This window comes from Serratia marcescens (assembly GCF_006715005.1).
Taxonomy (GTDB): Bacteria; Pseudomonadota; Gammaproteobacteria; order Enterobacterales; family Enterobacteriaceae; genus Serratia; species Serratia montpellierensis.
Genome location: NZ_VFMJ01000001.1, coordinates 3,063,979 through 3,084,969, shown reverse-complemented (window position 1 = coordinate 3,084,969; position 20,991 = coordinate 3,063,979). Strand labels below are relative to the sequence as shown.

Genomic DNA, 20,991 nt, shown 5'->3' with positions numbered 1-20,991 from the left:
GGACGAGGGGGAGGCTTAGGCGGATTCACCGGCCGGCAGAGCCGAAGCCGGCAGGCCGAACAGCTTGTCGAACGCCCAGTTAAACAGGAAGGTGTAGCAAGGAATGATGACGATCAGCGCCATATCCAGCAGCAGCGCCTGCCACAGCGTGATGCCCATCCACCAAGCGATCAGCGGGATCAGATACACCACCAGCGTCAGCTGAAAGCCGACGGCGTGCAAAATGCGGCGTTTGAGCGTGCGGGTGCGCGACACCTGGCGGCTTTCCCACCACTCGAATACATAGTTGTAAATAAAGTTCCAGCTTACCGCGATGGTGGTGATCACCACCGCCAGCGGCCCGGTGCTGCTTGGCGCATGGCCCGATAGCAGCGCCAGCCCCAGCGCCGAGATCGCCATGCCGATGATTTCATAAGCGGTGACATACACCAGTTTGCGTTTGACGCCTTGCATCGTTTTCTCCCGAATCTGTTTTTAGTTGCCTCTGTGGCGACGGCGGCTAAGATAACGTCAATCACATTGATAGAAAAAGTCAGGAGCTGTCAGTTAATCTGACAGATTGGACGATGAATTTTTCCAGCGACAACATCGAACTGTTTTTGGCGGTGCTCGACCGCGGCTCGTTTTCCGCCGCCGCCCGCGCGTTGCGGCGCGTGCCGTCCGCCGTCAGCATGGGCATCGCCAACATGGAGGCGGAGCTCGACTTTGCCTTGTTTGACCGTTCTCACCGTGAACCGACGCCGACCGCGCTGGCACTGGCTCTGGCGCCGCACGCCCGCCTGATCGCCGGGCAGCTCAAGCAGCTGCAGGTGCATGCCATCGAACTGTCCCAGGGGCTGGAGAGCCGGCTTTCGATCGGCGTGGCGTCGGATATCAACGGCGCCGGCCTGCTGGCGGCGGTGAAAACGCTGTCGCAGCGTTATCCGCTGCTGAACATCGAAGTGCTCAGCGCACCGCAGGACGACGTGCTGCACATGCTGCATCAGGAGCGCATCGGCGTTTGTCTGGCGTTCGGCGGGCTGAACATCAACAGCGCGGAACAGTTCCACTTCGTCGGCGCGGAATCGCTGGTGGCGATGCTGTCGCCGCAGCATCCGGCGCTGGACGGCGCGGCGGGTGAGCTGTTTCTCGAAGATCTGGTCAACGTGCGGCAGATCATGGTGGCCAGCCGCGATCTGCCGATCGGCGATCTGCGTCCGCAGGTGGCGGAGGCGTATTGGCGCACCGACAGCCTGCCGATGGCGCTAAACATGGTGGAGGCGGGGCTGGGGTGGGGCAATTTCCCGCTGTCGCTGGCCGAGCCGCTGTTGGCGCAGGGGCGGCTGGTGCGGCTGAAATTCAAAAATACCAAGAACGAGCTGCGCTTGCCGATGCATTTGATCTGGCTGAAGAACCGCCCGTTGGACAAGGCGGCGCGCGAACTGGTCGAGCTGATGCGCGCGGCGCCGCAGGAAAGCTGATGCCAGGCGCGCTGGCTTATTCCGCGTGGCGTTTGCGCCACCAGAAGCGCACCAGCAGGATGGTGGCGATCGCCAGCGCGACAAACAGCAGGCTGGAGAGTTTTTTGTCGAAGCCGGTAACGAAACTTTCGATCGCCTGGCCGCCGAAATAGCCGAGCATGACGAAGATTGTGGCCCACAGAATGGCGCCGAGGAGGTTGAGCGGCACAAAGCGCGACGGCGGCAAGCGGCTGGCGCCGATCAGTACCGGGCCGATGATGCGGAAACCGTACATAAAGCGCACCCCGATAACGAACAGCATCGGGTGGCGAGCGATCAGCCTTCTGGCGCGCGCGATGCGCTTTTCCTGCCCCTTGAGCCGCGCGATGACCCTGCCTTCGAACCGGCGGCCGGCGAAGTACAGCAGCTGATCCCCCAGCGTGCCGCCGAGCGCCACCACGGCTATCACCCACGGCCAGTGCAGCAGCCCTTCGTGGGCGGCGATGCCGCCCAGCAGCGTGATGGTTTCTCCCTCAGCCAGGCAGCCGATAAACAACGCCCAGTAACCGTAGTCCGTAATGTAGTGGGCCAAATCGGTCATTCCTTACTCCTTATGTGACTGACGCATAAGGGCAAGTATACGCCCGATCGCTAGCCTTGGGCGATCTGGGCCACCAGCGCTCTGCGCCGCGCCAGGCTTTCCGCCATTTGTGCCTGTACCTTGGCGTAAATGTGCGGCGGGGCCAGTTCCGGCGTGCCGCCCGTGAACGGCGGAGCCGGGGCGTATTCCAGATAAAGCTGGATCGTCTGGGCTGTGTCTTCGCCGTGCAGTTCGGCGATCAGCGCCAGCGCAAAGTCGATGCCGGCGGTGACGCCGCCGCCGCTGATCACGTTGCCGTCGCGCTCCACGCGTGCTGAGCTTGGCACGGCGCCGAACAGCTTCAGGCTGTCGCGCATCGACCAGTGGCAGGCGGCGCGTTTACCCTGCAATAGCCCGGCGGCGGCCAGGATCAGCGAACCGGTGCACACCGAAGTCAGGTAGCGGGCATCGGCACCCAGCCGACGGATCTGCTGCATAAAAGCCTCATCTTGCAGCGCCTGGGTGCAGCCGCTGCCGCCCGGCACGCACAGCACGTCGCAGCGCGCGATCTCCGGCAGCGGGCGCAGTTGGGTGAAGTGCAAGCCTTCCGATTCGACATCCGCGCCGTCTACTGAAGCGACGATGATTTCCGCGCCCGGCATGTGGCGCAGAAACTGCAGCGGGCCGGTGAAGTCGAGCTGGGTGACGCCTTGATAGATGGGAAATACAATCACGAGTGGTTCAGACATGACATTCGCCTCATTTTTATCGTTGGACCTGGGCCATAATAGCCGCCCTGTTTTTGGCTGATATGACAGATAACCCTCAAAAAGCGCCATCATGAAAACGATCGGTTTTGTGGTTTTTCCCGGTTTTAACCTGCTGGACTTTGCCGGCCCGCTGGCGGCGTTCGATAACGTCAGCCAGTTTACCGATCCGCCGGCTTACCGCTGCGTGGCGATTTCGCCGCAGGGCGGGATGGTCGCCAGCTCGGCCGGGGTGGAGATCGCCACGCAGCCGTGCGGCGACGAGCGTTTCGATACGCTGGTGGTGGCCGGCGGCAGCGGCAACGTGATGGCGGCGCAATCGCCGGCGCTGGTGGCGTTCCTGACGACCCACAGCCGGCGCGCGCGGCGCATCGCCAGCGTGTGCACCGGCGCGTTTATTCTGGCGGCCTGCGGTTTACTGGACGGCAGGCGCGCCACCACCCACTGGTATCACGCGGCGCGATTGCAGCAGAGCTATCCGCGTATCCGCGTCGACAGCAACCGCATTTTCATTCGTGACGGCGATATCTGGACGTCAGCCGGCATCAGCGCCGGTATCGATCTGGCGTTGGCGCTGATCGAGGACGATCTGGGCGCCACGATGGCGGCGGGCGTGGCGCGGCAGCTGGTGGTCTACCACCGGCGACCCGGTGGGCAGTCGCAATACTCGCTGCTGCTGGCGTTGAATCCGTCGTCGGATCGCATGCGCGCCGCGCTGTCGTACGCGCGCGAACACTTGCACCTGCCGCTGTCGGTGGCGGATCTGGCCGACGCCGCCTGCCTGAGCGAGCGGCAGTTCGGTCGGCTGTTCCGCGCCGAAACCGGGCAGACGCCGGCCAAGGTCATCGAGCAGCTGCGGGTGGAGGCGGCCAGGGTGCGCATCGAAGAGAGCGCCGAGCCGCTGGAGGCGATCGCCCGCTTGGTGGGGTTCAGCGATCCGGAGCGCATGAGGCGGGCGTTTATCCGCGTATTTGGCCTGTCGCCGCAGGCGATCCGCCGGCTCGGCCGCGCGGGATAATTTTTTTGCCACGCCTGGCGGCGGGGCACACCAGAGGAGCAACGGATGTATCAGGATTTTGAGAGCGAATTGAGCTGGGCGACGCGCCATATGCCGCGCACCCGGGCGGCGGTGGCAGCGTTGCCGGAGCTGCATGGGGTGCGGCTGGCGTGCAATATGCACCTGGATCTGAAAATGGCGCCGCTGGTGGCCGGCCTGCTGGACAAGGGCGCGGCGATCTTCCTGACCACCTGTAATCCCACCACGGTACAGAACGACGTAGTGGCCTGGCTGGAACGGCGCGGCGCGCAGGCTTACGCCTGGCGTGACATGAGCGTCGGCGAATGGTCGGAATCTTTCGATCGCGCGCTGGCCTGGCAGCCGACTCATCTGTGCGAAATGGGGGCGGATCTGACCACCCGTCTGCACCAGTCGCCGAGCGGCCCACAGATCGTCGCCGGGTTGGAGGCCACCGGATCGGGCATCAGCCGGTTAAACGGCGTGGCGCCGCGCTACCCGATCTTCAACTGGGACGATCTACCGGTGAAAGAGGGGTTGCACAATCGGCATATGGTTGGGCTGACCGCCTGGCACACTTTCTTCCAGACCACCCATTTGACGCTGCACGAAAAGCGCGTGCTGGTGATCGGCTACGGCCTGGTTGGGCAGGGGACGGCGGCGGCGGCCAGGGCGTACGGCGGCCAGGTGATGGTGGCGGAAATCGATCCGGCGCGTGCGCTGCAGGCGCGTTATGACGGCTGGCAGGTGGTGGATCTGGCGAGCGCCGTCGCGCAGGCGGACGTGATCGCCACCGCGACCGGCGCGAAAAACGTGCTCTCGGCGCAGCATCTGCAACTGGCGCAGGACGGCGTGTTTATCCTCAACGTCGGCCACGTGGCGGAAGAGATCGACGTCGGCTTCCTCAAGGGCTTGCCGCACCACGAGCCAATGCCTTATGTGAACGCTTACCAACTGAATGAAAAGACGGTCTATTTGCTGGCCAACGGCTCGATGTTCAACCTGACCGCCGGCTATGGCGACAGCCTCAACGCCTTCGACGTGACGCTGGCGGTAATGGCGGCCGGCATCGGCCATATCGTCGGTGCCGGGGCGCGGCAAACGCCGGGGCTGTACCTGCTGCCGCAGTCGGCCTGGCAGCCGGCGCTGTAACTTTTTCGACGCGGGCGTTCATCCCAGAGCGCCCGCGGGCTGCGTCGTTTTTCGGCCGACAGAATTTGTCACAAATCCGCCATACAATCCCAGTGCCAAGCGCTGAACCCTCACATATAATTCGCTGAATTCAAGCCCCCATTTCAGAGTAATGCCTGTGAAAATACGTGTTTTGGTTCTGACTCTGCTCGCTTTGCAGGCGGGCGCAGGCTTTGCGCCACGCGCGCTGGCCAGCGACAACGCCGCCGCCGTGCACGCCACCCAGCCGGAGCTGGCCTCCGGCAGCGCGATGGTCGTCGATATGCAAACCCATAAGGTGATGTACGCGCGCAACCCGGATGAGGTGGTGCCGATCGCCTCGATCACCAAGCTGATGACCGCGATGGTCACGCTGGACGCGCACCTGCCGCTCGACGAGATGCTGGCGGTGGATATTCACCAGACGCCGGAGATGAAAGGGGTGTATTCGCGGGTGCGGCTGAACAGCGAAATCAGCCGTAAGGATATGCTGCTGCTCGCGCTGATGTCGTCGGAAAACCGCGCCGCCGCCAGCCTGGCGCACCACTATCCGGGGGGTTACAACGCCTTCATCAAAGCGATGAACGCTAAGGCCAAGGCGCTGGGCATGACCAATACCCATTATGTGGAACCGACCGGGCTCTCTATTCATAACGTGTCGACGGCGCGCGATCTGACCAAGCTGCTGATCGCCACCAAGCAATACCCGTTGATCGGCCAGCTCAGCACCACCACCGAGCGCATGGCCAGCTTCAAAGACCCGAACTACACGCTGCCGTTCCGCAACACCAACCACCTGGTGTACAACCCGAAATGGAACATTCAGCTGACCAAAACCGGCTTCACCAATCAGGCGGGCCACTGCCTGGCGATGCGCACCATGATCGGTAACCGCTCGGTGTCGCTGGTGGTGCTGGACGCCTTCGGCAAGTATACCCACTTCGCCGACGCCAACCGTCTGCGCAGCTGGATTGAAACCGGCAAGGTGACGCCGATCCCGGCCGCCGCCCGCGACTATCGTCGCCAAAAAGACGCCAGCCTGGCGAAAAACGCCACCGAATGACCCGCCTGACGGCCTGCTCATTTGCAGCAGGCCGCTATCGGCCCTCGGGCCGCCTGATGACAAACCCCCGCTCGCGATCGCCGTCGAAACCCGCTTTGAGATAAAGCTGGTGCGCGCCGGTGCGTTGCTGCCCCGACAGCAGCATCACCTTGTAACAGCCCTTGCGCCAGGCCAGCTGCAGCGCGTATTCGATCATCGCGAGCGCCACGCCGTGGCCGCGATAGGGCTCTGCCGTCACCACGTGTTCGATGACGCCGAACGGCTGCGCCTGGTGCGCCAGCCCCGGGATCAGCGCCAGCATGCAGGTGGCGATCGGCTGTTCCTCATCCGCTGCCACCACCAGACGGATCGCCGAATCGTCCAGCAGGCGTTGCAGGGCGCGGCGCGCGTCGTCGGTGCGCAGCGGCGCATCCTGTGGGCGCAGCTCGCGATAGAGAGCCAGCAGGCCGTTGAGATCGTCCTGCTGCGCCAGGCGATGAATGATGCTCATGGTTGCTCCTTTCCGCCGCTTCAACGGTAATCCGCTATCCTCCATTAATACCACAACGATTGCCGGAGAGGATGTTATGAGTCAGGTTTCGACCTTTGTCATGTTCCAGGGGGAGGCGCAGCAGGCGATCGACCTCTACAGCCAGGTGTTTGAGCGTTTTCGGCTCATGCAGGTGCAGCATTACGACCCGACGCCGGACGGCCGGCGGTTGATCAAGCATGCCACCATCGATTTTGACCGGCAGAACCTGGTGTTTATCGACAGCCCAATCAGCCATGATTTCAGCTTCACTCCGGCGGTGTCGCTGTTCATCAACCTGCCTAACGAACAGGCGCTGGAGCAGGCGTTCCACCGCCTGGCGGAGGGCGGCAAGGTGCTGATGCCGCTCGACGACTACGGCTTCAGCGCCCGTTTCGGCTGGCTCAACGATCGCTTTGGGCTCTCCTGGCAGCTCAATGTGCCGGCGGGCGATCTGCCCTGACGCTAAGGGAGAACGTGCAAAAGGAATGGTAATTACTGCTGTTATTTCATATTGTTATCACCACTTTGGCGAGGAGCTTTGCCGTAGGAAATACCGACAACATTCATGGAAAGGTGCGCTTTGATTGATTTTGACCGCTATGTTGAGCAAGCGAAGTCTTACGGTGAGTGGCCGGGCGGGCATGTGGACATGTCGTCCGGTCGCGTCGAGGGGTTGAGCTATCGTCTGTATCGGCAAACTGCCGAGAGTGAAGACGTGATCCTGGTCTATCACGGCGGCGGGGTTAACAGCGCCGCCGGGTATGACATTCTTGCGCGCCAGCTGGCTGCCGAGCCAATGCTCGCGGTGTGCCTGGTCGATATCCGCGGACATGGCGATTCCACGGGAGAGCGGGGGACGGTTGAGCGGCCTGAGCGGATTTGGCGCGATGTCGATGCCATTCTGGCGGAAATGCGCCACCGTTTTCCGTTGGCGCGCAGGCACCTGCTTGGCCATTCCAGCGGCGCCGGGATGTTGCTCAACTATCTGACCCGCTATCCTTGCGAGCAGCAGGCGGACAGCCTGATCCTGCTGGCGCCGGAGCTGGGGCCATTTTCCGGGATGGCCCGCGATCTGCCGGCGGCCGCTCGTTTTGCTCAGGTGCGTCAATGGCCCTTTGTGGCCAATGCGCTGAGCGGCGGGCGGTGGTTTGGGCAATCCCGGGCGGTCAGCCTGAATTTTCCCCCGGCCGTGCTGGCTACCGCCCCCGATTTTGTCTGCCAATATAGCGTCAATATGGCTAACGCGTTGACGCCACGCACCCCGGCAAAGCAACTGGCGGCGCTGCGATTGCCGACCTTGCTGCTGGCGGCAGCGCAGGATGAGTTGTTCAGCGCGCAATCCTTGCAGCGTTTCGTCGAACAGCACGGCAGTGCACATGTTGCCTTTGGTTTGCTTGAGGGCAGTACGCATTTATCGTGCGTTTTTGAGGCCCACGGTCATGTCCTGCGTTATCTCTCGCGCGTTTTCGCTATCGCATCCGATTGAGACGCTCCCGTGTATCTGTTTGTTTATTAATCACTTCTTTGCCACTGTTAACTGGACGGAGGAGTGGTGATTAAGATCACGAAATTAGTTAATAAATCTTTATGAATTTGATTGCATAATGTTAACATCCTGCCGCTTTCATTAGGCTTGCTAATGATATTCTTATTGTCAAGGAATGCTCAGGATGGATTACCAAAACGTCTTTCAGTTGACGGATCAGGAACGAAACGAGTTATTTTCGGCATTAGATAAAATTGCTTACGATCCCGCCGGTGGTGATGCGTATATTCACGCCATACGATCGGCCATGATCACCCACTTGCCCCACAGATTAAGCGCCGCATTAAGCCAGCAAAAGGCGTCAATCAAACCACGGCCTTATCTTATTTTAAAAAATGTGCCGGTGGATAAAGAAGTGTTCTTTTCCCCTTGCCCGAACCAATATACGCCTTCGGCCAAGTCAGGGAATATCAGTGAAAACCTGTTGGTCGGCATCTCTTCGTTAATTGGTGAACCCTATTCGATGTATTTCGAAGGGAAGGAACTGATCAATAATCTGATCCCCAAACGCGAAGCCAAAAAAGAATATACCGGTCTGGGGTTCGATGTTGAACTGGACTTCCATATTGAAAATGCGGCCCTGAAACACCTGGAACAGTTCAACGTTTCGCCAATGGGATTGCTGTTGGCCGGCGTGCGCCGCGATCCGCACAGCCCGATGACGCGCATCTCCGATTCGCGTTTGGCTATCGCTCAACTGAGCCGCGAGGACGTCGAAACGCTGGCCAGCCCACTGTACAGCATCAAGCTGCCATACCGTTGGCGTCAGTCCACGCAGGCCGGGCGCGAAGAAACCGCGCTGGTGCCGCTGATTTCGCAAAACCATGTTCTGCCGGATGTGAGCGCCGTTTTCTATCCCGGCATGATTGCGGCCAGCACGCCGCGAGCGGAAGCCGCGCTCGAGCGTTTCTACGGGCTGGTGAAAGAAAACGCCATCGGCATCGATATTTGCCCGGGCGATTTGGTGTATATCGATAACCGCTTTGCGCTGCATTCACGCGATAAATTCACACCCTCTTTCGATGAAAGAGATACGCCGTTACGCTGGGTGCAACGCGTCTTCATTTCGGCAAGCTTGTGGAATCATCGCAACCTCAATCAGGTTGAAGAGCGTATTTTCTCGATTTAAGGTTATTATTCATGCTGAACGTTTTTCTTTCTATATTGCCGATTTTTTTGTTAATCGTACTGGGCTATTTGTCAAAACTCTATGTTAAAGACGTTGCCGTATTTTGGGGCTTCTCAGACAAATTCGTTTATTACCTGTTTTTTCCGGCGCTGTTGATATTGGATATCAGCGAGGCGGATTTTAGCGGCGCGGACAGCTTCTATCCCGTTGTGGCGACCATAGTTTCCACGCTGGCCATCGCGTTGATTATTTTCGTTGGCAAACTGTTTTTCAATACGTCGGCCGATCTGTTTACCTCTATTTTTCAGGGCGGAGTCAGATACAACTCTTATGTATTCATCGCGCTGTCGCAATCGCTGTTCGGCAGCGAGGGGGTGGCGCTGTCCGGTTTCTTCGTGGCGTACATGATCATTCTGACCAACATCATGAGCGTGTTGGTGATGAACCACTACGGCACCGGCAGCAAGAAAAGCCTAAGCGGCGCGCTGCTGGCGCTGACGAAAAACCCGCTGATCATCGGCGCGTTGTTCGGGGTGCTGATGAACCTGTGTAACCTGCACATTACCGGTGCGCTTAAACAGCTGTTCGTTTATCTCTCCAACGCCGCCACGCCACTGAGCCTGATGTCGGTCGGCGCAGGGTTGATCGTCAGCATGCATATCCGCAAGCTGGTTTCCATCTCTTATGCGACCGTGCTGAAATTGGTAGCCATGCCGCTGATTACCATTGCGCTGGTGCACTATTTCGGCGCGACCGGCGTGCCGGCCAGCATCGCCATTCTCTATTCCGCCGTGCCTTGCGCCGGCAACGCCTATATTCTTGCGCGGCAAATGGGGGGCGATCATGAAGCGATGGCCTCCATCATCACCTGGACGACGCTGCTGTCGGTTATCACCGTGACGTTCATCCTGGGCAGCGTAGCGCTCTAACGTCGGTGCCGGGCGGCATTCGCCCGCCCGGCGTTTTCTGCAATCCTCTCATATCCTTTCATGACGCTTTACCGCTATGCTAAAAATAGAATGGCCCGTGAATATGAAAAGGATGAATCATTTTGGCAGGAAGTAGCTTACTTACCCTCATCGACGACATCGCCTCGTTGTTGGACGACGTCTCGTTAATGAGCAAGATGGCGGCAAAAAAAACCGCCGGGGTGCTGGGGGACGATCTGGCGCTCAACGCGCAGCAGGTCACCGGCGTTAAAGCCGATCGCGAACTGCCGGTGGTGTGGAGCGTCGCCAAAGGTTCGTTGATCAACAAGGCAATCCTGGTGCCGCTGGCGCTGCTGATCAGCGCCTTTGCACCCTGGGCGATTACGCCGCTGCTGATGGTGGGCGGCGCCTACCTGTGTTACGAAGGGTTCGAAAAGGTGTTTCACAGCCTGAGCCACGGCAAGGCGGCGCAGGAGGAAAAATCGGACGGGCCCAGCGCCAATGAGGACGCCGCGGCCTATGAGAAGCGCAAGGTGAAAGGCGCAATACGCACCGACTTCGTGCTCTCCGCCGAGATTATCGCCATCACCTTGGGCACGGTCGCCGGCGCCACCTTCAGCCAGCAGGTGATCGTCTTGTGCGGCATCGCCGTCGTGATGACGCTCGGCGTGTACGGCATCGTCGCCGGCATCGTCAGGCTGGACGATCTGGGGCTGTATCTGAGCCGCAAAGGCAGCGCGTTGGCGCGCGCCATCGGTGGCAGTATCGTGCGCGCCGCGCCTTATCTGATGAAAACGCTGTCGATCGTCGGCACCGTCGCCATGTTTATGGTCGGCGGCGGCATCCTGACCCACGGCCTGCCGCCGGTGCATCATCTGTTCGAAGACTGGGCCTCGTACACCAGCGTGGTGCCGACGTTTGGCCATCTTTTGCAAGGTGTGGTTCCGGCACTGCTGAACGTGGCGTTCGGGCTGGTGGCCGGCGGCGTGGTGCTGGCGGTGGTGTCGGCGCTGGGTGCGGTACGCGCGCGTTTCAAGGCATGATGAAAAGTCTCGCCCCGGAAGGGGCGGGACGGTGTAGACGTTTTAAAAAATCAGTTTGAAAACGCCGGTAATCGTCAACAAACCCACGATGAAGATGATGGCGACAATCCACAGAATAATTTTCATTTGATTCTCCCTTACCCGTTAAATGTGGTGAGCAACTGGCGCTAACTCAATGAAATCCCTCTTCACTATAGACGCTAACTCTCTATCGTGCGTCGTCAATCATTCACGGGCGCTGATTGTCACCCGCGCCCAGCACACGCTGCATGATGTGGGTATCGCGCCATTCCCCCAGTTTGAATCCCACGGCCTTTAACGTTCCGACGCTGGTAAAGCCGAGCGACTGGTGCAGCGCCAGCGAGCCGCGGTTGGCGGCGGAATCGCCGACGATCGCCAGCATCTGGCGCCAGGGTCCTTGCTCGCAGCGGGCGATCAGCGCGCTCAGCAGCGCCTTGCCGACGCCTTTCCCCTGCTGCCCTTCGGCGATATACACCGAGTCTTCCACGGTAAAGCGATAGGCCGGCCGGGGGCGATACGGCGTGGCATAGCAGTAGCCCATAATACGGCCTTCGCTTTTCGCCACCAGCCAAGGTAGCCCGGCTTCTTGCACCTTGCTCAGCCGCAGCTGCATTTCCGCTAAGGTCGGCGGCTGTTCTTCAAACGAGGCTGCGCCATACAGCACGTGGTGGGTGTAAATTTGCAGCACGGCGGCCATATCGTCCGGCGTGGCATCGAGGAGGCTGAGTACGGGAGCGGAGAGCGTCATGGTAATGCCTGTTTACCTTGGAAATCAGCGGATAAACGCCATTATGCGCGCCGCTTGCCGCCGGGATAAATCGGGTTTTCTTATGGTGAGATAAGAAAAATCTATGGGGTTGTCAGCCGCACAATGCGGCGATCTGTGCCAACTGCTGGTCCAACATGGCGATCTGCTGCTCAATCACCGCCGGAAGCGCCGGCCCTGAACGCGCCAGAATTGCCCCGACTTCCGCCAGTGAAACGCTCATCCGGCGCGCCAGTTCGCCGACTTTCAATAACCGATCTAGCTCCTCCCTTGTGCATGACGGGAGACTAAAGCCTGACGCCAGGTAAGGGACAAGAGCGGGAAGAAAGGATGACGTTTTAAAAATCGGTGGGCGCCAGAGAGGCAAAAGCCCAGCTGGATGGCTGGGCTTCGCAGGTCCCTGAAAGGGAGGGTATAGCATAAGGGCCTTTATCGGCTACGGCGACAATTTCACCTGATTTGTCTGTTTTGTCAACAACAGCGTACTGGTCAGAACAGCATATTTTTGGCATTGATCGACTTAATGACGGCGCGTTGTATGTCAGCAACAAGCTCGCGCGACAGACACTGGGTAAGAAAGCCTCTCTCTTTACGGGCTCTGTTCAGTCGTTGGCGGCTGACTTGCTGCACCAGATCGCCCTTTGCCCAGCGCGTTTGCGGATGAAAGAATCTCATATCTTCGATGAGTTCACGCGTAATTTCGATGTGCCATCCCCGTTCGATCTTGTTCGAATCTCTGGTGGTCGACAGCGGTACGATAATGCAGGCGTTGCCGTTAATTTTGCCGTTTAACACAACAACTAAACGGTTCTTCACCATTTCTGGTGGAATGTGGCCATCATAAAAGCCGGCTTCATGCGGTTGGCAGACTGAGAGGGGATAGTTGCCATAGTTGCACTCGAGAATTTCCCCGACCTTGGGGGCAAATTTGATCGGCATCGAGACACTCCTTTGTTGTGAACAATCCGTGTTATGAAGGAATGAGCATGCGGGCGTTTTGCTTTTAGAGAAAGGTGTGGCGTAAGGAAACGGGGAATGAAAGTGAAATATTGCGGATTCGTACGCAGAATCCGCCTTGATGGTGGCCGAATTTACCAGCCTTTCACCGCGCCGCCGTTGAAGATTTTCTCGGCGGCCTTGGCCACTTCGTCCGACTCATAGGCCTTGATGAAGTTCTGCACGTTCGGCGCGTCCTTGTTGTCTTCGCGGGTGACGATGATGTTGGTGTACGGCGAGTCCTTATCCTCGATGAAGATGCCGTCTTTGGTCGGCGACAGGCCGGTTTGGTTGATGTAGGTGGTGCTGATGACGGCGACGGTGACCTTTGGATCGTCCAGCACGTGCGGCAGCTGCGCGCCTTCCAGCTCCATGATCTGATAATGATGCGGGTTGGCGCTGATGTCCAGGGCGGTGGGCAGCAGCCCTTTACCTTGTTTCAGCGTAATCAATCCGGTTTTTTCCAGCAACAGCAGAGCGCGCCCCAGGTTGGTCGGATCGAGCGGGATGGCGATCACCGCGCCGTCCGGCAGCTCTTTCAGCGATTTTATCTTTTTGGAGTAGCCGGCCATCGGGAAGACGAAGGTATTGCCGACCGCCACCAGCTTATAGCCGTGATCTTTGTTTTGCTGTTCGAGGAACGGGCGGTGCTGAAACACGTTGGCGTCCAGTTCGCCTTTGTCGGTGGCGTCGTTCGGCAGCAGCGAACCGCTGAAGCCGACCAGCTCGACGTCCAGCCCGTATTTCTCTTTCGCCACCTGCCTGGCGACTTCCGCCACGTCCTGTTCCGCGCCGTTGATGACGCCGACTTTGATATGGTTTTGGTCGGTTTTTTGATCGCAGCCCTGAAGCGCCAATACGGCGGCGAAGGCCGCCGCCAGAGGGGTGATACGCCAGCGTAAGGTCATCGAACTCTCCCTGAAAAGAACAATAAAATCAGTTGGTTTTTGTTCTTACAGCTAAGCCTGAACCGCCGATGAAGTCAAACGCTCGTTCAGCATAAACGGCTATAGCTTATAGCCGTTATGCGGCGGGGGATTATCGGCTGAGCGAACGCAGCACCACGATGCCCGGCGTAGCCATCACGTAATCCATAAAGGGTGAGTCGACGACCTGCATGTTGGCCTTGCGCGAGGAGGCGTTGCGCAGCACCGGGCCATGATCGGTCATCACGAAGATGCCGGTGTGGGTCACGTCCAGCCCGGCGAGGTTGGTGTAAATGCCGATATAGTCGCCGGTGCGCAGCTGAGCCAGCACCTTGTCGTCGACGTTGTCGCTGGGAATATAGGTGACGCTGCGCTGCACGTTGGGCAAGCCGGGCAGGTAGCTGCCGCCGTCCGCCTTCTGGTTGAGGTTTTTCACGAGGGTGACGGCATGCGGGCTGAGTCGTGCGGTGATGTCTTCAGCCACCTTGTGTGGCCGCTGCGCCCAGTCGGTGAAGAAGTGTTTGCGCTGCGGGAAGGCGATGTTGCCGTCGACGTAGCGAATGTCTACCAGACGCTGGACGAACTCGCCCTCGCTGCGGGCGGTGCTGAGCGCTTCCACATAATCGATGTAGGTGAAGCAATCCAGCCCGCGGAAGTCGATCACCAGTTGCTCGGGCGTGCTCTGCGAACCGATCAGACGGTTGGCGAGATACGGCGTGCCGAGAAACTCGCGCGAAATCAAATCGACGGTGCGGCCATGCGGCTGCGCGGCGGGCCAACCGGCGCGCAGCGCGAGGATCTCACGCAGCTTGCTGCGGGTGCTGGCGTCCATCTCCGGCTGCACGCCCGGCGGCGAAACGGTGACGTCGGTCGGCGGCGTCGCGGGGAAGACGGCGGTAGAGCGTTCGGCGCATCCGCTCATGGCGATAGCTAACATCAGTAAAACAGCCTTGTTCTTGTTCATACGGCCCTCCATGGGTGTCGCTGGCTTATCAGAGTAAGTGATAACAGTTCTCATCCGATGGTAGGGGTTAAAAAGTAAACATCACCTCAATGACGTTCGATAAATCAGTAACCGATTTCGCTATTGAACGGCAAATACCAGAACAGCGCGATTTCGTGATCGGCGATCTCCGGTTCGGCGCGGTACAGCAAACGGTCGATGCCGCCGAGGATAAACCCGTAATGCTGGTAACAGCGGCAGGCCGCCAGATTGTTGTTCTGCGTTTCGAGCATCATACCTGAGGTTTCCTGCTGCCGCGCCCACCGTTTGGCGCAGTCCAGCAGCGCCCCGGCGATGCCCTGACGGCGCGCATGAGCGCTGACGGCGATCTCGTCGATCAGGGTGTAACCGTTCCAGTTTTTGCTCAGCGTGATATGGCCAACGGCGTCATTCTGGCGATACGCCATGAAGGTCACGCTGTCTTCGTTGGCGAACGGCGCCAGCGGATACCGTTTGCGAAATGGCGCCACCGGGCGGGTTGGCCAGCTGTCGACCGGGCTGTCGAACTGTGGCAGAGCGTAACAGGCGATGGTGAAGCTGAAATCGCCGCGCGTCAGATAATCATCGGGCAGCGCCTCAATGGCCGCGATGCGGATGGCCGGGGTCATTACGGCAGCTCCCGCAGCAGGCGCGCCGGGTTGCCGGCATAAATCCCCTTACGGGTGATGTCACGGGTCACCACCGCCCCGGCGCCGATCACCGCGTCGCTGCAGATCTCCACCGCCAGGATCGTGGCGCCGGAGCCGATGGATACCCGATCGCCGATGCAGGTGCGCCCCCAACTGGCCGGATCGGCGTTGGGCGCGCCATCTTTGAACAGATCGTTGGCGAAGGTGACGCCGTGGCCGACAAAGCACGCTTCGCCGAGGGTGACGTATTCGCAGATAAAGCTGTGCGACTGAATTTTACTGCGCGCGCCGATGCTGACGTAGCGCTGGATCTCGACGAACGGACCGACGAAGACATCGTCGCCGAGCCGGCAGCCGTAAAGATTGCAGGGCTCGACAACGGTAACGTTGCGCCCGGCGTCGACGTCGACGATCCCCGCCTGGCGGGTGGTGATTGCGGATGACATGACCTTCCTCGCAGCCTGGTTTTTATGGTGGGAGTATAAGACAAAGCGCCGCGGCGTTGCGCTTTCCGCACGTTTTTTCGCCGAAAGACTATAATTAGTACAGGGGAGAGAGCCCCGTGGCCGCAATCCTCGCACGGGTAGCAGTCCGTCGGAGGTGTGAAATTCGTTCGCCGATCGCGGCCTACGGCGAGATAGGAGGTGTCTCATGGTCAGTCATGTTTGGGGACTTCTGGCGCATCCCAGCGCCGAGTTCGAACAGATCAAAAGCGAGAATGAAAGCGTCTCGCACCTATACACCCATCACGTGTTGCTCTTGGCAGCCATCCCGGTGGTCTGCGCCTTTATCGGCACCACCCAGTTGGGCTGGCTCTCCGGCGAGGGACATGCCATCAGGCTCGACATGTTTACCGCGCTTTATACCGCCGTGGCGTTTTACCTGCTGATGCTGGCGGGCGTAGCGGCCATGGGGAAAGTCATTCACTGGATGGCGCGGCGTTATGAATCGCGCCCCAGCCTGCACCGCTGCATGGTGTTCGCCGGCTACGTGGCGACCCCGATGTTCCTCAGCGGGATTGTGGCGCTCTATCCGGTCGTCTGGCTGTGTCTGTTTGTCGGCATTATCGGCCTGTGCTATTCGGGCTATCTGCTGAATCTGGGGATCCCGCACTTCCTGAATATCGACAGTAAGGAAGGGTTCATCTTCTCCAGCTCGACCTTCGCTATCGGCATTCTGTTGCTCGAGCTGCTGCTTGGGGTGACGGTGCTGCTGTGGGGGTACGGTTCCTGGTTGTTCTGAGTTAACGGCTGTTGTTGTCGCCCCCGCGCCGGTGGAACGGCGCGGGGGCTTTTGCTTTTATACGCGGCGGAAAACCAGCATCACGCCGAGCACGATGCTCGCCATGCCCAGCAGGCTCAGCGTCGCCAGCGCGTGGCCGAGCAGCAGGTAGTCCAGCAGGGCGGTCACCGCCGGGATCAGATAGAACAGGCTGGTGACCTGCACCAGGTTGCCGCGCTGGATCAGGCGATACAGCAAGAAGGTCGCCAGCACCGAGATCACCACCGCCATCCACAGCAGCGGCAGCACGAACGCCGGCCGCCATTCGACCTGCAGCGGCTCAAACGGCAGCGCCAGCGTACACATCAGCAACCCGACGGCATACTGCAGCGGCAAGACCGCCAGCGGCGGCTGCGTCATGCCTTTTTGCAGCAGGGTGCCGGCGGTCATGCAGCCCAGCGCGATAAAGGCGAACAGCATGCCGCTCAGCGAGAAGTGGGCCACCATCAGGCTTTGGTACACCACCAGCGTCAGCCCGACCATTGCCAGCGCCAGGCCGAGCGCCCGCAGCCCGGTGCAGCGCCGTTCAGTGATGAACTGGGTGAGGATCGGCTGTACGCCGAGCAGCGTTGCCAGCACGCCGGGCGTAATACCCTGTTCCAGCGCCAGCAGATAGCAGATTTGATAGCTGCCGATCATCAGCACGCCGATCAGCGCGACGCGCCGGCGGGTGCCGGGAGCGGGCAGGCACTGGCGTTGCCACAGGCCGATGGCCAGCAGCACCGCCAGCGCGATGGCGCAGCGGAAGAACAGGAAAGCGAAGGCAGACGCGTGCTCCAGCCCCCAGCGGGAGAAGATCGCGCCGCTGCTCCAAAGCAGGACGAACAGCGTAGCCAGGCCGGCATTGGCCCAGAGAGAAGGTAATCGCATATCAATTTCACCTGTCGTGAAAATTACAGGCTCCGGCGCGTGCGGCGGTCTACGCCTGAACGCAACAGATCAATAAGCCGGAGATAAAAAGTCGGTTTGGCTTAGCGCACAACCACAATGCGTGGCGGGTAAGCGGCAACCGCTGAAACGACGGAGGAAACGGCGGGTGGGGCGGAGGATGCACACAGCAAAACGACGGCCGGAACGGTCGCGTCTGTCGGATCGGTGCTGTGCGCCAGATAGGTCATGTGAGTTCCTGAGAATCGGGAATGAAACTAATCGCTTCAAACATAACCAAGTTCGCCGGGATGCGCAATCGGAAATCACAACGGTTCAATTGATAATGAAAATCATTATCATCAATAAAAGGCTGTGCTATGTTGCTTGAGGCGCGCAGTGTTGACGCAGGGGGTGCGGCTTTTGTTGCCTGCCTAGGTTCACGCAGCGTGCGCGGCAAAAGGCGTTGCGATTCGCTTTTGCAGAAGGCGGGCAATCGTGATAAATATATTGATATGTTATAATATAACAATTGATGCATGATGAATCCAGTTTGCGACATCCTCCACGTTGATAGGGTTAGCCTGACCGGCCATGGCGGGGCATTGATACTCGACAACATCCATTTCGCGCTCCGTTCCAGTGAAAAGCTGGCGGTGATCGGCCCTAACGGCAGCGGCAAGTCCAGCCTGTTGCGCGCCCTGATCGGCGAAACGCGGCCGGACAGCGGCGGCATTTACTGGCGAGGGCAAGCCTTGTCCGAGTGGCCGGCGGCGGAGCGCGCCAGAAGCATCGCCTTTCTGGCGCAAAACGATCTGCCGGATTTGCGGCTGTCGGTTGAGGACTACGTGGCGTTGGGCCGTTTACCGCATGGCGAACGCTCTGCGGCGGGAAAACGCATCGTTGACGAGGCCATCGGGGAAACCGGGCTGGCGCCGCTCAGGCACCGCCCGTTGGGGCGGCTCTCGGGCGGCCAGCGTCAGCGCGCTGCGCTGGCTCGGGCGTTGGCGCAGTCTCCTGACCTGTTGTTGCTGGATGAACCGACCAATCATCTCGATCCGCCTGGGCGCTCGGCGCTGCTGTCGTTAGTGAAAAATAAAGACATCGCCGTGATTGCGGTGCTGCACGATCTGCCCGTGGCAGAGGCGTTTGCCGATCGGATCCTGGTGCTCAACGAAAGCCGCCAGGTAGCCTGTGGTACGCCCGAGACGGTGTTGCAGACCCCGGTGATTTTGCCGGTGTTCGGCATGAACAGTTTTAAGGTGGCGCACCCCGTTAGCGGGAAAACGCTGCGTATTTTTGACGTTCCCCATTGCGCTTGATAAACCAGAGAGAAACATGAACACACGCGTATTCCCCCTGCTCCTGCTGCTGGCCAGTGGGGCGGCGGCGGCCGAAAAATTTCCCGTCACCGTAGAAAGCTGCGGTACGCCGGTCACTTTCAACCAGGCACCGCAGCGCGCCGTCATCAACGACATCAACATGGCCGAGATGGCCTTTGCACTGCATTTGCAGGATCGTATTGTCGGGCTGACCGGCATCACCGGCTGGTACAAACTGACGCCCGACTTCAAGGCCGCGATGGGCGCCATTCCCGAACTGGCGCCGAAATATCCTGCTCTGGAAACGCTGCTGGCAGCGCAGCCGGACTTTTTCTTCGCCGGCTGGAATTACGGCATGAAGATCGGCGGCGACGTCACGCCGGAGAAGCTCGCCCCGTTCGGCATCAAAACGCTGGTGCTGAGCGAGAGCTGCGTACAGGCCGGCGGGCGGCCGCAAAAGGCCGATATGAACCTGCTGTATGACGATGAGCTGAAGCTCGGCAAGATTTTCGGCAAGCAGCAAGAGGCCACCGCGCTGGTTGCGGGCTGGCAGCGCCGGTTGGCTGCGCTTCCCGCCAGGCCGGCGGGCCAGCCGCCGCTTAAAGTGTTCGTCTATGACTCGGGGGAGGAGAAGCCTTTCACCAGCGGCAGATACGCTATGCCGACGGCGATCGTCGAAGCGGCGGGCGGCCGCAACGTGATGGACGGTTTGCCGGCGAGCTGGACGACGGCGTCCTGGGAGGCGGTGGCGGCGGCCGAGCCCGACTTCATTATTCTGCTGGATTATCAGACCGGGTCAGGCGCCGATGCGCTGCGGCGCTTCCTCGAGTCTCACCCGTTGATGAAATTGACGCCTGCCGTACGGCACCACCGCTATCTGAAACTGCAGTATGCGGAGCTGACGCCGGGGCCGGCCAACATCGGCGCGGTGGAAAAGCTGGCGCGGGCGCTGTACGCGCCGGAGGCTGAATGAACTCGCCGACCCGGCGATTTATGCTGCTCGCGCCGTTGGCGCTGTCGGTATTGTGCGGGTTAATGATCTGGAGCCTGCAGCTGGGCAGCGTTGCGCTGTCATGGCGGCAGGCGTTTGCGGCGTTAGGACTCGGTTCGGCGCCCCTTTCCGGCATGCTGGACACTATCGTTGTGCAACTGCGGGTGCCCAGGGCCTTGTTGGCGGCCTTGACCGGTGCCGGGCTGGCGATGACCGGCGCGCTGCTGCAGACCACCACCCGCAATGAGCTGGCCGATCCTTTTTTGTTTGGGCTCTCCTCCGGTGCCTCCGCCGGCGCGGTGCTGGTCATCACGCGCTTTGGCGATGCGCTGGGCGCGCTGACGTTGCCGCTGTCCGCTTTCGCCGGCGGCGTTTTGTCCGCGATGGCAGTGATGATCCTGTTTCGCGTCAGCCGGGTCAGGCGCGCCGAGCAGCTGATCGTCTGCGGTCTGGCGGTCTCGTTTTTGTTCAGCGCGCTCACCAGCTACCTGGTGTTTTCCGGCGATCAGCGGGCGGCCGGTTCGGTGTTGTTCTGGTCGCTGGGCGGGCTGGGGTTGGCGCGTTGGGATAATCTGTTCATTCCGTTGGTGAGTTTCGTGCTGCTGGCCGGGTTTACGGCGCTGCGTTGGCGGGCGCTGGACGCGTTGCTGGCGGGCGAGCAAACCGCCCATTCGATGGGGGTCAACGTGGCGCGCCTGCGCACCGAGACCTTTCTGTGCTGCGCACTGTCCACGGCGTTTCTCGTTTCGCTGACGGGCGTGATCGGTTTTGTCGGGCTGATGGTGCCTTATCTGGCCCGGCGCCTGGTGGGCGTGCGCCACCGCTTGTCCGTGCCGATGTGCGGTCTGCTGGGGGCGATGCTGCTGACCGGTGGCGACATGCTCAGCCGCAGCCTGATCCCCAATCAGGAGCTGCCCATCGGCATCATTACGGCGGGGCTCGGGGGCGCGTTCATCGTCTCCTTGCTGCTGCGCGCGGAACGATGAACGCCACCCTG

Annotated in this window: 27 protein-coding genes; 13 read left to right on the top strand and 14 right to left on the bottom strand. The window is 60.2% G+C overall.

The annotated features are described in order from the left end of the window. Positions 1-15 precede the first annotated feature (15 nt). Entirely contained in the window at positions 16-453 is a 438-nt protein-coding gene (locus tag FHU12_RS14890; protein ID WP_141970261.1) for a PACE efflux transporter, read from the bottom strand. Positions 454-566: 113 nt separating this feature from the next. Here FHU12_RS14890 and FHU12_RS14885 point away from each other — a divergent pair, with 113 nt between their 5' ends. Further along, on the top strand, positions 567-1,460 hold the full coding sequence (locus FHU12_RS14885; RefSeq protein WP_141970259.1) for a LysR family transcriptional regulator: 894 nt from the start codon (positions 567-569) through the stop codon (positions 1,458-1,460). Positions 1,461-1,476: 16 nt separating this feature from the next. Here the strand turns inward: FHU12_RS14885 and FHU12_RS14880 are convergent, their stop codons facing one another. Both FHU12_RS14880 and FHU12_RS14875 read right to left on the bottom strand, forming a co-directional pair. Beyond that, positions 1,477-2,040, bottom strand: coding sequence for a DedA family protein (locus FHU12_RS14880; protein ID WP_141970257.1), 564 nt, complete (start codon positions 2,038-2,040; stop codon positions 1,477-1,479). Between the two features lie 50 nt (positions 2,041-2,090). Further along, positions 2,091-2,768: a DJ-1/PfpI family protein gene (locus FHU12_RS14875; protein ID WP_141970254.1), complete on the bottom strand. Its 678-nt coding sequence runs from the start codon at positions 2,766-2,768 to the stop codon at positions 2,091-2,093. 91 nt (positions 2,769-2,859) lie between these two features. On the opposite strand from FHU12_RS14875, the gene FHU12_RS14870 reads away from it, so the two are divergent. From FHU12_RS14870 to pbpG, 3 genes are all read left to right on the top strand, one after another. Then, a complete protein-coding gene (locus FHU12_RS14870; protein WP_141970252.1) occupies positions 2,860-3,804 on the top strand; it encodes a GlxA family transcriptional regulator in 945 nt (314 codons plus the stop codon). Between the two features lie 45 nt (positions 3,805-3,849). Beyond that, positions 3,850-4,953 (top strand): adenosylhomocysteinase, encoded by a 1,104-nt coding sequence (locus tag FHU12_RS14865; protein ID WP_141970250.1) that lies wholly within the window; start codon positions 3,850-3,852, stop codon positions 4,951-4,953. Positions 4,954-5,104: 151 nt separating this feature from the next. Beyond that, positions 5,105-6,034, top strand: a complete 930-nt coding sequence (gene pbpG / locus FHU12_RS14860; RefSeq protein WP_141970248.1) for a D-alanyl-D-alanine endopeptidase — start codon at positions 5,105-5,107, stop codon at positions 6,032-6,034. 34 nt (positions 6,035-6,068) lie between these two features. Here pbpG and FHU12_RS14855 read toward each other — a convergent pair whose 3' ends face one another. Continuing rightward, positions 6,069-6,524: a GNAT family N-acetyltransferase gene (locus FHU12_RS14855; protein ID WP_141970246.1), complete on the bottom strand. Its 456-nt coding sequence runs from the start codon at positions 6,522-6,524 to the stop codon at positions 6,069-6,071. Between the two features lie 76 nt (positions 6,525-6,600). Between FHU12_RS14855 and FHU12_RS14850 the strand changes: the two genes are divergently transcribed. The 5 genes from FHU12_RS14850 (at position 6,601) to FHU12_RS14830 (ending at position 11,192) form a co-directional block, all read left to right on the top strand. After that, positions 6,601-7,005 (top strand): VOC family protein, encoded by a 405-nt coding sequence (locus tag FHU12_RS14850; protein ID WP_141970245.1) that lies wholly within the window; start codon positions 6,601-6,603, stop codon positions 7,003-7,005. Positions 7,006-7,125: 120 nt separating this feature from the next. Further along, positions 7,126-8,031: an alpha/beta fold hydrolase gene (locus tag FHU12_RS14845; protein WP_185742314.1), complete on the top strand. Its 906-nt coding sequence runs from the start codon at positions 7,126-7,128 to the stop codon at positions 8,029-8,031. Positions 8,032-8,215: 184 nt separating this feature from the next. Continuing rightward, positions 8,216-9,220: a TauD/TfdA family dioxygenase gene (locus tag FHU12_RS14840; RefSeq protein WP_025301958.1), complete on the top strand. Its 1,005-nt coding sequence runs from the start codon at positions 8,216-8,218 to the stop codon at positions 9,218-9,220. Between the two features lie 11 nt (positions 9,221-9,231). Further along, positions 9,232-10,149, top strand: coding sequence for an AEC family transporter (locus tag FHU12_RS14835; RefSeq protein WP_025301959.1), 918 nt, complete (start codon positions 9,232-9,234; stop codon positions 10,147-10,149). A 122-nt stretch (positions 10,150-10,271) separates the two neighbouring features. Beyond that, positions 10,272-11,192: a DUF808 domain-containing protein gene (locus FHU12_RS14830; RefSeq protein WP_141970241.1), complete on the top strand. Its 921-nt coding sequence runs from the start codon at positions 10,272-10,274 to the stop codon at positions 11,190-11,192. A gap of 42 nt (positions 11,193-11,234) precedes the next feature. Here the strand turns inward: FHU12_RS14830 and FHU12_RS27605 are convergent, their stop codons facing one another. The 8 genes from FHU12_RS27605 to FHU12_RS14795 form a co-directional block, all read right to left on the bottom strand. Beyond that, positions 11,235-11,318: a small membrane protein YohP gene (locus FHU12_RS27605; protein WP_020825765.1), complete on the bottom strand. Its 84-nt coding sequence runs from the start codon at positions 11,316-11,318 to the stop codon at positions 11,235-11,237. Between the two features lie 103 nt (positions 11,319-11,421). Continuing rightward, positions 11,422-11,961 (bottom strand): GNAT family N-acetyltransferase, encoded by a 540-nt coding sequence (locus FHU12_RS14825; RefSeq protein ID WP_141970239.1) that lies wholly within the window; start codon positions 11,959-11,961, stop codon positions 11,422-11,424. A 112-nt stretch (positions 11,962-12,073) separates the two neighbouring features. Continuing rightward, positions 12,074-12,229: a MerR family transcriptional regulator gene (locus tag FHU12_RS14820; RefSeq protein ID WP_260440733.1), complete on the bottom strand. Its 156-nt coding sequence runs from the start codon at positions 12,227-12,229 to the stop codon at positions 12,074-12,076. A 239-nt stretch (positions 12,230-12,468) separates the two neighbouring features. Then, positions 12,469-12,918, bottom strand: a complete 450-nt coding sequence (locus FHU12_RS14815; RefSeq protein ID WP_141970237.1) for a type II toxin-antitoxin system PemK/MazF family toxin — start codon at positions 12,916-12,918, stop codon at positions 12,469-12,471. Positions 12,919-13,070: 152 nt separating this feature from the next. Then, on the bottom strand, positions 13,071-13,883 hold the full coding sequence (locus FHU12_RS14810; RefSeq protein WP_141970235.1) for a MetQ/NlpA family lipoprotein: 813 nt from the start codon (positions 13,881-13,883) through the stop codon (positions 13,071-13,073). 130 nt (positions 13,884-14,013) lie between these two features. Then, positions 14,014-14,865, bottom strand: a complete 852-nt coding sequence (locus FHU12_RS14805; RefSeq protein ID WP_141970232.1) for a DUF1460 domain-containing protein — start codon at positions 14,863-14,865, stop codon at positions 14,014-14,016. A 104-nt stretch (positions 14,866-14,969) separates the two neighbouring features. Beyond that, on the bottom strand, positions 14,970-15,512 hold the full coding sequence (locus tag FHU12_RS14800; protein ID WP_141970230.1) for a GNAT family N-acetyltransferase: 543 nt from the start codon (positions 15,510-15,512) through the stop codon (positions 14,970-14,972). After that, positions 15,512-15,979 carry an acyltransferase gene (locus tag FHU12_RS14795; RefSeq protein ID WP_141970228.1) on the bottom strand — a complete coding sequence of 156 codons (468 nt, stop codon included), beginning with the start codon at positions 15,977-15,979 and terminating at the stop codon, positions 15,512-15,514. Before FHU12_RS14795 ends, FHU12_RS14800 begins: the two co-directional genes overlap by 1 nt. Positions 15,980-16,184: 205 nt before the next feature. Here FHU12_RS14795 and FHU12_RS14790 point away from each other — a divergent pair, with 205 nt between their 5' ends. Continuing rightward, positions 16,185-16,775 carry a Yip1 family protein gene (locus FHU12_RS14790; RefSeq protein WP_004939641.1) on the top strand — a complete coding sequence of 197 codons (591 nt, stop codon included), beginning with the start codon at positions 16,185-16,187 and terminating at the stop codon, positions 16,773-16,775. Between the two features lie 57 nt (positions 16,776-16,832). Here FHU12_RS14790 and FHU12_RS14785 read toward each other — a convergent pair whose 3' ends face one another. Further along, the gene (locus FHU12_RS14785; RefSeq protein WP_141970226.1) at positions 16,833-17,684 is read right to left on the bottom strand and encodes a DMT family transporter; all 852 of its coding nucleotides are present in this window, start codon (positions 17,682-17,684) and stop codon (positions 16,833-16,835) included. Positions 17,685-17,928: 244 nt separating this feature from the next. Continuing rightward, entirely contained in the window at positions 17,929-18,222 is a 294-nt protein-coding gene (locus tag FHU12_RS14780) for a hypothetical protein (protein WP_141970224.1), read from the bottom strand. Positions 18,223-18,286: 64 nt separating this feature from the next. Here FHU12_RS14780 and FHU12_RS14775 point away from each other — a divergent pair, with 64 nt between their 5' ends. From FHU12_RS14775 to FHU12_RS14765, 3 genes are read left to right on the top strand one after another with little or no spacing between them, the layout of a single operon-like run. Next, positions 18,287-19,003, top strand: a complete 717-nt coding sequence (locus tag FHU12_RS14775) for an ABC transporter ATP-binding protein (RefSeq protein WP_141973006.1) — start codon at positions 18,287-18,289, stop codon at positions 19,001-19,003. Between the two features lie 16 nt (positions 19,004-19,019). Continuing rightward, on the top strand, positions 19,020-19,976 hold the full coding sequence (locus FHU12_RS14770) for an ABC transporter substrate-binding protein (RefSeq protein ID WP_141970222.1): 957 nt from the start codon (positions 19,020-19,022) through the stop codon (positions 19,974-19,976). Beyond that, positions 19,973-20,980: a FecCD family ABC transporter permease gene (locus FHU12_RS14765; RefSeq protein ID WP_141970221.1), complete on the top strand. Its 1,008-nt coding sequence runs from the start codon at positions 19,973-19,975 to the stop codon at positions 20,978-20,980. Before FHU12_RS14770 ends, FHU12_RS14765 begins: the two co-directional genes overlap by 4 nt. The last annotated feature ends 11 nt before the right edge of the window (positions 20,981-20,991 follow it).

Excerpts from the sequence above, each read along its gene's own strand:
- FHU12_RS14890 (WP_141970261.1), bottom strand. The coding sequence starts at position 453 with ATGCAAGGCGTCAAACGCAAACTGGTGTATGTCACCGCTTATGAAATC.
- FHU12_RS14885 (WP_141970259.1), top strand. The coding sequence starts at position 567 with ATGAATTTTTCCAGCGACAACATCGAACTGTTTTTGGCGGTGCTCGAC.
- FHU12_RS14880 (WP_141970257.1), bottom strand. The coding sequence starts at position 2,040 with ATGACCGATTTGGCCCACTACATTACGGACTACGGTTACTGGGCGTTG.
- FHU12_RS14875 (WP_141970254.1), bottom strand. The coding sequence starts at position 2,768 with ATGTCTGAACCACTCGTGATTGTATTTCCCATCTATCAAGGCGTCACC.
- FHU12_RS14870 (WP_141970252.1), top strand. The coding sequence starts at position 2,860 with ATGAAAACGATCGGTTTTGTGGTTTTTCCCGGTTTTAACCTGCTGGAC.
- FHU12_RS14865 (WP_141970250.1), top strand. The coding sequence starts at position 3,850 with ATGTATCAGGATTTTGAGAGCGAATTGAGCTGGGCGACGCGCCATATG.
- pbpG (WP_141970248.1), top strand. The coding sequence starts at position 5,105 with ATGCCTGTGAAAATACGTGTTTTGGTTCTGACTCTGCTCGCTTTGCAG.
- FHU12_RS14855 (WP_141970246.1), bottom strand. The coding sequence starts at position 6,524 with ATGAGCATCATTCATCGCCTGGCGCAGCAGGACGATCTCAACGGCCTG.
- FHU12_RS14850 (WP_141970245.1), top strand. The coding sequence starts at position 6,601 with ATGAGTCAGGTTTCGACCTTTGTCATGTTCCAGGGGGAGGCGCAGCAG.
- FHU12_RS14840 (WP_025301958.1), top strand. The coding sequence starts at position 8,216 with ATGGATTACCAAAACGTCTTTCAGTTGACGGATCAGGAACGAAACGAG.
- FHU12_RS14835 (WP_025301959.1), top strand. The coding sequence starts at position 9,232 with ATGCTGAACGTTTTTCTTTCTATATTGCCGATTTTTTTGTTAATCGTA.
- FHU12_RS27605 (WP_020825765.1), bottom strand. The coding sequence starts at position 11,318 with ATGAAAATTATTCTGTGGATTGTCGCCATCATCTTCATCGTGGGTTTG.
- FHU12_RS14825 (WP_141970239.1), bottom strand. The coding sequence starts at position 11,961 with ATGACGCTCTCCGCTCCCGTACTCAGCCTCCTCGATGCCACGCCGGAC.
- FHU12_RS14815 (WP_141970237.1), bottom strand. The coding sequence starts at position 12,918 with ATGCCGATCAAATTTGCCCCCAAGGTCGGGGAAATTCTCGAGTGCAAC.
- FHU12_RS14810 (WP_141970235.1), bottom strand. The coding sequence starts at position 13,883 with ATGACCTTACGCTGGCGTATCACCCCTCTGGCGGCGGCCTTCGCCGCC.
- FHU12_RS14805 (WP_141970232.1), bottom strand. The coding sequence starts at position 14,865 with ATGAACAAGAACAAGGCTGTTTTACTGATGTTAGCTATCGCCATGAGC.
- FHU12_RS14800 (WP_141970230.1), bottom strand. The coding sequence starts at position 15,512 with ATGACCCCGGCCATCCGCATCGCGGCCATTGAGGCGCTGCCCGATGAT.
- FHU12_RS14795 (WP_141970228.1), bottom strand. The coding sequence starts at position 15,979 with ATGTCATCCGCAATCACCACCCGCCAGGCGGGGATCGTCGACGTCGAC.
- FHU12_RS14790 (WP_004939641.1), top strand. The coding sequence starts at position 16,185 with ATGGTCAGTCATGTTTGGGGACTTCTGGCGCATCCCAGCGCCGAGTTC.
- FHU12_RS14785 (WP_141970226.1), bottom strand. The coding sequence starts at position 17,684 with ATGCGATTACCTTCTCTCTGGGCCAATGCCGGCCTGGCTACGCTGTTC.
- FHU12_RS14780 (WP_141970224.1), bottom strand. The coding sequence starts at position 18,222 with ATGCATCAATTGTTATATTATAACATATCAATATATTTATCACGATTG.
- FHU12_RS14770 (WP_141970222.1), top strand. The coding sequence starts at position 19,020 with ATGAACACACGCGTATTCCCCCTGCTCCTGCTGCTGGCCAGTGGGGCG.
- FHU12_RS14765 (WP_141970221.1), top strand. The coding sequence starts at position 19,973 with ATGAACTCGCCGACCCGGCGATTTATGCTGCTCGCGCCGTTGGCGCTG.